9 protein-coding genes, 1 tRNA gene, 1 other RNA gene and 1 pseudogene are annotated in these 10,999 nt (G+C 32.8%); 9 read left to right on the top strand and 3 right to left on the bottom strand.

What is annotated here, in order from left to right:
- The 8 genes and pseudogenes from ACJMLO_RS01500 to ACJMLO_RS01465 all read left to right on the top strand — a co-directional run.
- Nucleotides 1-120, top strand: a pseudogene (locus ACJMLO_RS01500) (CoB--CoM heterodisulfide reductase subunit B); the annotation flags it as partial.
- A 195-nt stretch (nt 121-315) separates the two neighbouring features.
- A complete protein-coding gene (locus ACJMLO_RS01495) occupies nt 316-582 on the top strand; it encodes a DUF749 domain-containing protein (RefSeq protein ID WP_405293221.1) in 267 nt (88 codons plus the stop codon).
- Nucleotides 579-1,112, top strand: a complete 534-nt coding sequence (locus tag ACJMLO_RS01490; RefSeq protein ID WP_405293219.1) for a DUF2096 family protein — start codon at nt 579-581, stop codon at nt 1,110-1,112. The genes ACJMLO_RS01495 and ACJMLO_RS01490 overlap by 4 nt, the downstream gene beginning before the upstream one ends.
- Nucleotides 1,113-1,120: 8 nt before the next feature.
- A complete protein-coding gene (locus ACJMLO_RS01485; RefSeq protein WP_405293217.1) occupies nt 1,121-1,810 on the top strand; it encodes a metallophosphoesterase in 690 nt (229 codons plus the stop codon).
- A 116-nt stretch (nt 1,811-1,926) separates the two neighbouring features.
- The gene (locus tag ACJMLO_RS01480; protein WP_405293215.1) at nt 1,927-2,838 is read left to right on the top strand and encodes a 2-phosphoglycerate kinase; all 912 of its coding nucleotides are present in this window, start codon (nt 1,927-1,929) and stop codon (nt 2,836-2,838) included.
- Nucleotides 2,816-3,208, top strand: coding sequence for a CBS domain-containing protein (locus ACJMLO_RS01475; protein WP_405293223.1), 393 nt, complete (start codon nt 2,816-2,818; stop codon nt 3,206-3,208). The genes ACJMLO_RS01480 and ACJMLO_RS01475 overlap by 23 nt, the downstream gene beginning before the upstream one ends.
- A gap of 163 nt (nt 3,209-3,371) precedes the next feature.
- Nucleotides 3,372-3,687, top strand: an RNA gene (gene ffs / locus ACJMLO_RS01470) — signal recognition particle sRNA.
- A 62-nt stretch (nt 3,688-3,749) separates the two neighbouring features.
- Nucleotides 3,750-3,833, top strand: a tRNA-Ser gene (locus tag ACJMLO_RS01465).
- A gap of 4 nt (nt 3,834-3,837) precedes the next feature.
- Here the strand turns inward: ACJMLO_RS01465 and ACJMLO_RS01460 are convergent.
- Genes ACJMLO_RS01460 through ACJMLO_RS01450 form a run of 3 tightly spaced genes read right to left on the bottom strand, consistent with a single transcriptional unit; the run spans nt 3,838 to nt 7,468 of the window.
- Complete coding sequence (locus tag ACJMLO_RS01460; protein ID WP_405293213.1) at nt 3,838-4,743, bottom strand: cation diffusion facilitator family transporter; 906 nt, start codon at nt 4,741-4,743, stop codon at nt 3,838-3,840.
- Nucleotides 4,736-5,854 (bottom strand): pyridoxal phosphate-dependent aminotransferase, encoded by a 1,119-nt coding sequence (locus tag ACJMLO_RS01455; protein ID WP_405293211.1) that lies wholly within the window; start codon nt 5,852-5,854, stop codon nt 4,736-4,738. Before ACJMLO_RS01455 ends, ACJMLO_RS01460 begins: the two co-directional genes overlap by 8 nt.
- Nucleotides 5,855-5,914: 60 nt before the next feature.
- A complete protein-coding gene (locus ACJMLO_RS01450) occupies nt 5,915-7,468 on the bottom strand; it encodes a radical SAM protein (protein ID WP_405293209.1) in 1,554 nt (517 codons plus the stop codon).
- A 479-nt stretch (nt 7,469-7,947) separates the two neighbouring features.
- On the opposite strand from ACJMLO_RS01450, the gene ACJMLO_RS01445 reads away from it, so the two are divergent.
- On the top strand, nt 7,948-10,899 hold the full coding sequence (locus ACJMLO_RS01445; RefSeq protein ID WP_405293207.1) for a transglutaminase domain-containing protein: 2,952 nt from the start codon (nt 7,948-7,950) through the stop codon (nt 10,897-10,899).
- Nucleotides 10,900-10,999: the final 100 nt, after the last annotated feature.

The following is a 10,999-nucleotide window of genomic DNA, read 5'->3' as shown; positions in this document are numbered from 1 at the left end:
CCAGTATTCCACTTAGCTCAATTATACGGATTAGCTATGGGATTATCTGCTGAAGAATTAACTTTCGATGCTCAAAAAATTGATGCCACCCCTGCTATTAAAAAAGCATTAGGTGAATAAATTTAAGGATTTTTTATCCTTATATTTTTTATTTTTTTAGGCATTGAAAACACAGTTCGGATTAGTTATCTTTATTGATAACTATTTTTTTTTATAAAAAAATTTTTTTGTTTGTATCAATACGAATAATCCGCAATCATGTTTATATATGAGTAATTAATAAAATAAACTTGTATGAATTTATGAGGTGTAATTATGTTTGTAGCAACATTAGACGGCATATTTAGATATGCTGACCTTCCTGAAGAATATGAACCTTATGTTCAATTTAAAGCAACTATTGATAAGAGAGAACTTAAAAAAGATGATGAAATAGCAATTCTAAACATTGCAGGAACTTCCACTCATCATGTTTTATTTTTAGATTCTTACAAAAATACTAGTGAAATCGAACAGGAACTAAAAGAAGCAGACGCTAAAATCAATCATACTACTTTAAAAATTATAGGTGGACATTTATGAGTTTGCCATCAGAACAAAATTGGTTAGTTCTAAATAATCTCATAAAAGATTTGACAGAAAAGGGCCATAAAATCCCTACTGGAATTAACTCTGAGATGGGAATAATCAGATCTTCAATTAGTTCATATAAAAGAGACCCTTCCCATCCTGAATTAATCAATGGGTTGGCAAAAGCAGAAATGTCTTTAAATAATATTCAGGGAACTCTTTTAACTATTGCTGAAGAGGAAGAGGGGGAAGAATACGCTGATTACTGGCTTGATTTACTAAAGCAGGTCATGCAAGGAAAAAAGGTTTTTGAATTTGCGGATTCAAGATCAAAATTTTTGGTAAATGCTCCTCCAGGTCTGACAACAGGCAAAATTAATTTGCGTGTTCCTTTAGCTGAAGAAAGAGTTCAGGAAATTGCGGAATGGAATGGACTCATCATCGAGTTTGAAGATGATGTTACTGTTCAATTACATGGAGATAAACCAGATTTAAAAATTGGTTTGAAAGAAATGGGATCATTCTTTTTAGAAGAATTATAGGTGGTAATATGGTTAAGATATTGGCAATTAGTGATGTTCATGGCGAAGAAAATGAAAATTTGTATTCTTATTTGAATAATAATGATATCGATTTAGTTTTAATCTTGGGGGATATTACTGATTTTGGACCTCTCGAGTTTGTAGAAACCTTTATTAATAAAGTGGCGGATTGCGGCGTTGATGTTATAGCAATTCCGGGAAATTGCGATCCTAATGGAATATGCAATGCTATTAATGAGGTTGCATTCTGTTTACATAACAATATCATTGCCTATGGTGATGCTATATTGTTTGGTTTTGGCGGGTCTAATCCAACTCCATTTGACACTCCGGGTGAGATGGATGATGACAAGATTTACAGACAGGTCTATGATTTATTAGCTAATTATGATTATGTTTACAATACTGAGGTGGATAAGGTAAAGATATTAGTTACTCATGCACCGCCTTTCAACACTGAAGCGGACAGGGTTGAAAATGGGGAGCATGTTGGAAGTCCTGGAATCTTAAAATCTATTCATGAGTTTGAACCTCAAATAAATTTATGTGGACATATTCATGAGGCCAAATCTCTTAGTAAAATCGGTAAAACTACTGATGTAGCTAATCCTGGCATGTTGAAAGATAATGGGGCTGTTTTAATCGATGTTGTAGATGGCTCAAATTATGAAATAAATATTATTTCCTTAGATGAATAATTATTTATTTTTTCTTTTTTTCTATTTTTGTTTAATTTTTTTCTGCAAAAACAAATAACAAATTTTATTTAATATAACTTTTAGATACTTATTTAGATATTTTATAAGTGATTATTATGATTTGGGTTACTGGAGAGGTGGATGGTAAAAAATATAAAGAGCCGTTTTCTAAAGGAATCCTGTCTCGCTCTCTTAATGTTGCAGATATTGGGATTGAAAGAGCTCATGACATTGCTAGTGACATTGAGGATGATTTAATTAAAAATAATATTAGTGAAATCTCCAATTCTGAATTAGCCGACACAGTTTTAAAACATTTGGAGTCTATTGATTCTAAAATCGCTTTAAAATATAAACATTGGAGGTCCCTAAGAACTTCTAAAAAACCATTAATTATTTTGATTGGTGGAGCATCAGGAGTAGGGACCTCATCAATGGCTTTTGAACTTGCTAGCAGGTTAAGGCTAAAAAACCTCATCAGTACGGACATGATTCGTGAAGTTATGAGAAAAATAGTTTCCAAAGAATTGAGTCCAGTCATTCATAAATCAAGTTTTGATGCCTTTGAAGCCATCAGAACTCCTTCAATTAGAATAGATTCTGTCATTGAAGGCTTTGTTAGCCACGTTGATGTAGTCAATGTAGGTATAGAAGCAATTATAGAGAGATCTGCAAAAGAAGGAATCAGTACTATTATTGAGGGGGTTCATGTTGTTCCAGGTTTTATCAGAAAGGATTTAATTGAAAACAATAACATAATCATGTTCACTTTGACTGTTGACAATGAAGATGCACACAAACAAAGGTTTTATTCAAGATGCAGACAGCCTTGGGTTAAAAGGTCTCTTGAACGTTATATGGAAAACTTTGAAACTATCCGGAAAACTCAAATGTTCTTAGTAGAACAAGCCAAAATTCATGATACACGTATAATTGATAATGTTGAGATTAACGAAACTATTGAAATTATGGTTGATGATATTCTCGAAAAATTCGGAGGCGTAAATAATGTTGAGCAAAAAAGTTAAGGACATCATGACTACTGGAGTGATAACTACCACTTCAGATATTGATGTAGTATATGCATTTGAAAAATTAATGGAATATAAGATTAGTTCTCTTCCTGTTGTGGAAGATGGCAAATTAATTGGGATTATAACTGCAACAGATGTGGGCCATAACCTGATTCTGGATAAGTATGAATTGGGCACAAGTGTCAAGGAAATTATGATCACTTCAGTTGTTACAATTTCTCCTGAAGATACTCTTGAAACAGCCATTAAAGTTATGAAAGATAGTATTTCATCTTCAGGAATTTTAAATCAACTTCCTGTTGTGGAAGGAGATAAATTAGTAGGAATAATTTCTGATGGAGATATCATTCAGGAAATATTTTAATTATTCCTTTATTTTTTTATTTTTTTTGAATTTAACTATTTTTAAGAGAGTTACTGTAATAATATTTTTTTTCTAGAAATAACTTTAATATTCATTTCCAAGAATTTTTTCGATTCTAGAATGATTTTTTGCCAACATTTATATAACATTAAAGTCATAAATAATGTTGGCTAGACTGGAGGGTTAGGGGTCCTCTGTAAGCACACACCCCCTTTGGTGCAGTTGAAGTTCAAAAGGCGGCTTTTTAAGAGAATATGAGCCTAGAAAAAACGACATAGAAACCTCGTCCTACAGGATTGGTGGTGGTGAAGTTTTTACTGGAGGGTAAAAATTAGTCATCTCTAATATGGGAATGGGTCAGGCCCGGAAGGGAGCAGCTCTACTGTTAACATTCAATGCTTGTAGAATCCCGGGGCGGAGTTGGGTTTTTTAGATCACTTATATTTTTGAGATTAGTCCACTTTTGAACATGCCATTTAATAAAAATAATTAAGTTTATAAATAAGTTTTTACATATAACTTACTATACTGTTTTTAATATGTCGGGATGGCCCAGCCTGGTACGGCGTTGGACTGCTAATCCAATGGTCTTATGACCTCCGGGGTTCAAATCCCCGTCCCGGCGTTTTCTATTTATCTATTTCTTGTTCATGATTATATTCCACACCTATAGGGCATGCATGAACCATTACATATTTGACTTCAGGGATTTTCTTAAGGATATTGTCCTCAACTTCATGCACTATTTCATGTGTTTCATTTAAAGTCAGATTGCCATCCATCTGCACATGCAAATAGACAGTGGCGTAAGAGCCCAAATAATCCACTTTAATATTATGGGCTTGTTGAGCTTTTGGAGTTTTATTCACAATTCTTCTTACTTTATTTTCTATGTCATGTGAGGGTACTTTTCCCATGATGTTGTCAATATTTTCCTTTCCAATTTCATATGCTGTTTTAAGGATTATAAGTCCTATGACAAATCCGATAATTGGGTCCAAAATGGGATAACCTGCATTTGATATTATTACGCCAAATAGTATCGCAACAGATGAAAATATGTCTGTTCTTTGATGTTTTCCATCTGCGACAATTGCAGGGCTTTTAATTTCTTTTCCAATTTTAATAATATATTCGCTTATTGAAAAATTTACAAATATTCCAAAAACGGCCATTATTGCAGCAAGGGTATCCGGAACGGTTATCAGCTCTGGATGAATAACCTTATTAATGGCTCCAGTAATGATTTCATAAGACACCATGGCCAGAAACAGCACAATTATTAATCCGCTAATTGCTTCAGCACGCCCATGGCCTAAAGGATGTTCTTCATCAGCAGGCTTTTGCCCTGCTCTAAATCCAAGTAACGCAATTACTGAAGTTGCAACATCTGAAAGTGTATGTGCTCCTTCTGAAACCAGTGCATAACTTCCAGACATCAATCCAACGATTATGTTTAAGACAGTTAATATGCAGTTTGCAATGATTGCAACTATCGATGCCTTGGTTCCAGCTTTACTTCTATATTCATCCATTAACTACACGCCCTTCTAAAATATCCATTGCTTTTTCAATGTTTTCATATGAGTTTGCATAAGACATTCGTATGTGATTTTCACCATTTGAACCAAATGCCACTCCTGGAACTGTAATCACTCCTGCTTTTGCAGCTTTTTGAACAAAGTCTTTGTCTTCAATTTTTGGAAATACGTAAAATGCTCCTTCGGCATTTACAGTTTCATATCCCATTTCATTCAATCTACTGACAATCAGATCTCTTCTTCTTTTGAATTCACCGACCATCTTGTTAACTTCCTCTTGAGGTCCGGTTAATGCTTCATATGCCCCTCTTTGTGCAGTGGTATTGACGCAAGCTGCATTATATTGGTGAATTTTAAGCAATTCTTCAATATAATTTTCATTTCCAGTCAGATATCCGATTCTCAGTCCTGTCATTGCATATGTTTTTGAAAATCCGTTTAATGTAATGACGTTGTCGCTGTACCTTGCAGGGGAGTAATGTTTCTTGTCATAGATTATTTTTTCATATATTTCATCTGATATGATTAAAAAATCGTTATCCATTGATAAATCGGCAATCGCTTTAATGTCTTCTTTTTCCATCACTGCTCCAGTTGGATTTGATGGGGAATTTAACATGATTGCTTTAGTTTTTGGAGTAATTTTTTCTAAAACATCATCCGCTTTTAGTTTAAATTCATTTTCCATTGTGCAATTTACTGGAACGATAGTGCCTTCAGCCATTTTAATGCATGCTTCATATGATAAAAAGCTCGGGTCAGGTAAAATTACCTCATCACCAGGATCAATGAATGTTTGTGCACACATAAAGAGTCCTTCACTGGCACCAACGGTGACGATAACATTATCGGGATTTGTATTTATTCCATTATCGCTTTTGAATTTTTTAACTATCTCTTCTCTTAACTCAATATATCCTTTATTTGGTGTATAATGAGTCTCATTTTCATCAATTGATTTTTTCATTGCATCTTTGATATTTTGCGGAACGTCAAAATCAGGTTCTCCAATTCCAAGATTTATTGCATCGGGATTGGTGACTTCAAACATTTTTCTAATCAATGATAATTCAATTGACCTTGTTCTTTTTGCAGGATTTATCATAATTTACCTCACTTATATTATATTATATATTATTATAGTAAATTTATTTTTTTCTAGTAATTATTTTTCACACACTCCACAATTATAACATGGGGATGTTTCGCACCATGGAGTTTGTTTCAGATTTCTCAATCTTCTGTGCTCAATTTTTAAAAATCTTTTGCTTATGCCCATATCAATATTGTCCCAGGGTAGTTGATCATCAAGATTATATTTTGGAGTCAGTTCCTGCCATTGTTTGAGCGTAGGTTTCTTTACCAAAGATTTTTCAATAAGTTCACCAACAGCCCTATTTCCACAAGACAATATATATTGGACGAGTCCTTTTTTAGGACTTTCGCACTTTATGTTATAATTTTTCATTTCTTTTTTAATATATCTGGTCTTCTTTTTAATGTCTTTAAAATCATAACTCTCCCATTGAAGTGGAGTGTGGGGTTTTGGAATTACTGGATTAACACTAAACTTCACCCTTTTTGGATTTTTATGCATGTGGGCTATTTTTTTCATATATTCACATAGCTCATTAATGTCTTCAATACTTTCTCCGGGAATTCCAATCAGAAAATATAACTTGATGTTGAAGTCCAAATCAACGGCATTTCTTATTACTGTAAAAATTTTTTCTTCCAGTATGTCTTTGTTAATTACTTTTCGAAGTCTAGTAATGGATTCCGGTGCAAGGGTGATAGTTTTCAGACCACTTTTTTTGAGAGTTTCCAATGTTTCCTTTGTAATTGATTCTATTCTAAGTGAAGGTGTTGAAATCTGAAAGCCCTCACTTTCAAGTCCTTCAATTAGTTTATCCAAGTCACCATAATCTGAAACCGCAGCACCTATTAGTGTAATCTTATTTAGTCCGGTATTTTTTCTGTTTTCAACAGCAATATCGATTAGCTTTTCCCAGCTGGTTTGTCTAATCGGTCTGTAGATATATCCAGCCATACAAAACCTGCAGCCTCTGGTACATCCTCGTGAAACATTCAGCATTATTGTGTTATTGAAAATACTTTGATACTCATCATTGTCACTTTTGCTTATGATGGGCTGTGTAATGTGGTATGTTTCATCCATATTTTTGATTGTGGTTATCCTTGTTTTATTGTCATATTCCGGAATATAGACTCCCTCAATGTCAAGGAATTTTTCAAGATCTTTATTGGAAGATTTTTTATAAGCATCTAAAAATTGATTGATTGAATTTTCACCTTCGCCAATGATGAATACGTCAATATAATCAGATAAGGGTATTGGATTTGCACTAACGCTCGGCCCGCCTGCTATAATTAACGGATCATCACTTCCACGGTCTTTTCTTTTAAGCGGAATTTCACTGTTTTTCAGCATCTCCAAAACATTAAAATAGTCTTCCTCAAATTGAATTGTGAAGCTTATTATATCAAAATATTTGCTTGGCGTATTTGATTCGATTGAATTAATGCTGGGATAAATTATTCTCTCACACCAGGTATCTTCCCGTTCATTTATTAAATTATATAAAATATTATAACCTAATGAAGACATTGCAGTTCTATAAATATTGGGATAGCTTAATCCCAATCTTATATTTACTTTCTTGTAGTCTTTTTGGAAAACGTTTTTTTCAAACAACATCAAATCAACAATTTCATGTTTTTATTAATTTTCAAATCTGAGGTTTATTTTCAGTATAATTTTTTACTATCGTTTCATTTTTATTCAATAGTACATTAATCTGTTTAATTTTGCAATAATTATTGAACATTCACTGATTTTGACTATAAAAAACCATTAAATTCAAATTTCATTTTTCATGGATTTTATAAAATCTTATTCATAATTTAAGATATTATATTTTATCATAGATTATTTTACACCATTTATTCTTTTATTGGTTTATTATATGAATTTTTAACCTTTTTTGCCTAATTTGATAAATTTAGATGGGTTTTTCACATAATGGGGTTTCAATAACATTTATATAAGATAAAAGTATAAAGTTTTATCCACTCATTATGAAATACTATATTTTACTATAAACGTATTTTACTATAAAATTTTCGTAATGAGAACCAAGAGGTGGAAAAATTTCGATAAAAAATAAAACATTAATAGTGTCAATCTTTGTTATACTGTTCCTTATTGTTGGTGCAGTAAGCGCTACAGATTCAATTAATGTTTCAAATGCAGAAGATTCAAATTTAATGTATGATAATGTTGATGCATTATCCACACAAAATAAATTAGAAATTTCTAATGAAGTTTCTATCTCACAAACTAATATAGTTTATTCTCATGATGATAATTTAGGAAGTTCAGATGTTTCTTTAAATGATAGTGATATTGAAACAGAAGGGGAATATGCTTTAGGTTCTACTTCAAGTGGTGATAGTGTCCTTACTGAAGATGCAAGTAATGACATAGTCAGTGCTGATAGTTCCAGTATTAAATCTGTTTCACAATCCACAAAGTTAAATGTATCTGATACTCACTATGAAGCATCAGTTACACATTTTAATGTAACTTTAAAAGATATGGATGATAAGGCAGTGCCCAATCAAAAAATTTCTTTAGAAGTGGGCGGCAAGATTTATTCCGCAATCACAGACAGTGAAGGTATGGCATATGTGGAAACTCATAAGTTGGCACAGGGGTCATATACAGTTTCATTGTCATATGCAGGAGACTCAAGTTATGCTGCATCTTCACTTTCAAAGAATGTTGATGTGTTGTCATCCATAACTGGAAGTAACTTTACCAAATACTATCTGGATTCATCTAACTATAATGTAACATTTTGGAGAGGCAATTCTCCACTTGCAAACACAAATGTTACTTTCATCCTTAATGGTAAAACTTATGTCAAAACAACTGATGATGACGGTGTTGTCACTCTTGATGTAAACTGGCCTGTAGGCAAATATGGCCTTACAGCGATCAACCCTTATTCCGGTGAAGAGGTTACACATAAAATTGTAGTCAAAAAAGACAAAACTAAATTTAAAGCAAAAAGCAAAATCAAGGTTAAGGCCAATAAGAAAACTTCATTTAGTGTTGTTTTGAAATCAAAACATGGTGCATTACTTAAAAATAAAAAGATTTACTTTACTTATGACAATAAAAAAGTAACCGCAAAGACTAATTCGAAGGGGAAAGCTACTGTAACTATTCCTGTTCTTTCTAAAGGTACTCATAAAATTAGTTTTAAGTATAAAGGGGAAAAAGGATTTTATTCCAAATCAGGTAGTGCAACTTTGGTGGTGTCAGGTTCATCCAAAAAGACCACTGATTCTACAAAAACTTCTTCTTCCGCAACATCACAGTCTTCTACCAAATTATCTTCTTCAGTATTGGTAATGAAGTATAATAGTGGATCTAAATTTAAAGTAAAATTAACAAACGATCAGGGAAAAGCATTGGGACATAAAAAGATAAAATTTGTCATTGGCAGCCATACTAAAATTTCCAAAACCAACGGCAAAGGTATTGCAAAACTGTCTTTAAAAAATGTGAAACCTGGATCTCATGTTGTTAAATATTCTTATTCAAAGAAAGGTTCAAAGGATTACAGTCATGGTTCAAACAGGGCAATAATCTTAAAAGCGACTGTTAGCATAAGTGCTCATAACCTGGTTATGAATGAAAATGATAATTCTTCTTATACCGTTGCTGTAAAAGATAAATCTGGAAAACCATTAAGCGGAGTAACTGTTAAATCTACAATTGGCAGCAAATCATACATTTATCAAACCGATTCAGAAGGTGTAGCCAAACTTGCTATTACTAAAGGCACAGGATATTATTCAATTAAAACTTTTGTTTCTGATAAATGTTATAAGTCCAAAAGCGTATCCAAACACGTTCTTGTTAACGGAACTAAATTAGTTTCAAAAAGTGTTTATGCCTCTGCAGGAGATGAGGCCAGCTATTCAGTAAAATTGGTTGATGGAAAAAACAAACCTGTCGAAGATAAGGATGTCGTTTTCACATTCAACAATAAAAATTCAACTGTTAAAACCGATTCTAAGGGTGTAGCTAAAATTAATTTGGGAGTATTGCCTAAAGGAACTCATAAAATTGAATTTAGCCATGGTTCAACTCATGGTTCATCAAATGTTTATGTTGTAAACAAGGTTTCAGTTAAAAATATTCTCACTGCATCCAAAAAGGTTAAAAAATATATTTCAAAACATAGAAAGTTACCTTCAAGCGTTAAGATCGGTAATGCTAAATTCAAAACTGCAGACTACTTATATCTAGCTTCCAAAGCTATCGTTAATTTAAAATCAGGTAATAAAAAAGATATTCCTGTAAAAATAATAAAGAATCCTAGCAAAGCTAAAAAAGCAACTAATTTAGGTTATCTAAAATCTTTCGTTGGCGTAGCGAAATTCATTGTTAAGACTGCGGAATCTAAAGGAAAAATGCCTAATTCTGTCAGTTCCAAAGTGGGATCTATAGGTTATCAAGGTGTAGTCAGTACACTCACTAAGGTGCTTGTTTATTATGGAGGTCATAAAAAAATGCCTTCTTACGTCTCTGTTAATTCCCTGTCCGGTTCCTCTTCTTCATCATCAACTGGTGTATTAAACTCCAAGAATAAAATTTCTAATTTGGCAGCGTACTTGGCAGCTTCTACAAACTGTGAGGTTAACAATGCTCAAATCAAAAAGTTAGTATCCAAGTTGACAAAGAATTGTAAGAGCGATAAGGAAAAAGCGGATAAGATTTTCAGGTATGTAAGGGACACTATTTCATATAGTTTCTATTATGACACTAAATATGGAGCAGTAGGAACATTGAATGCAGGCTCAGGTAATTGTGTAGACCATTCCCATCTTCTTGTGGCGATGTTTAGGTCCGCAGGATTGGCAGCAAGATACGTTCATGGAGTATGTACCTTTTCAAGTGGAGGAACATATGGTCATGTTTGGTCTCAGGTATTGATTGGTGATACTTGGGTTGTTGCAGATGCTACCAGTTCTAGAAACTCATTTGGTAGTGTAGCTAATTGGAATTCACACTCATATCATTTAAATGGCTATTATGCTAGTCTTCAATTCTAATTAACTACATTCTTATTTTTTTATTTTTTTTTCTTTTCTTTTTTTAATACTATTTATACAAGTTTTGATAAACAATTAATTAACAAGCTAATCGGATAGT

Source organism: Methanobrevibacter sp., from assembly GCF_045120835.1.
Lineage (GTDB): Archaea > Methanobacteriota > Methanobacteria > Methanobacteriales > Methanobacteriaceae > Methanocatella.
The sequence above is the reverse complement of the archived record's forward strand: the minus strand, read 5'-3'. Positions and strand labels throughout refer to the sequence as shown.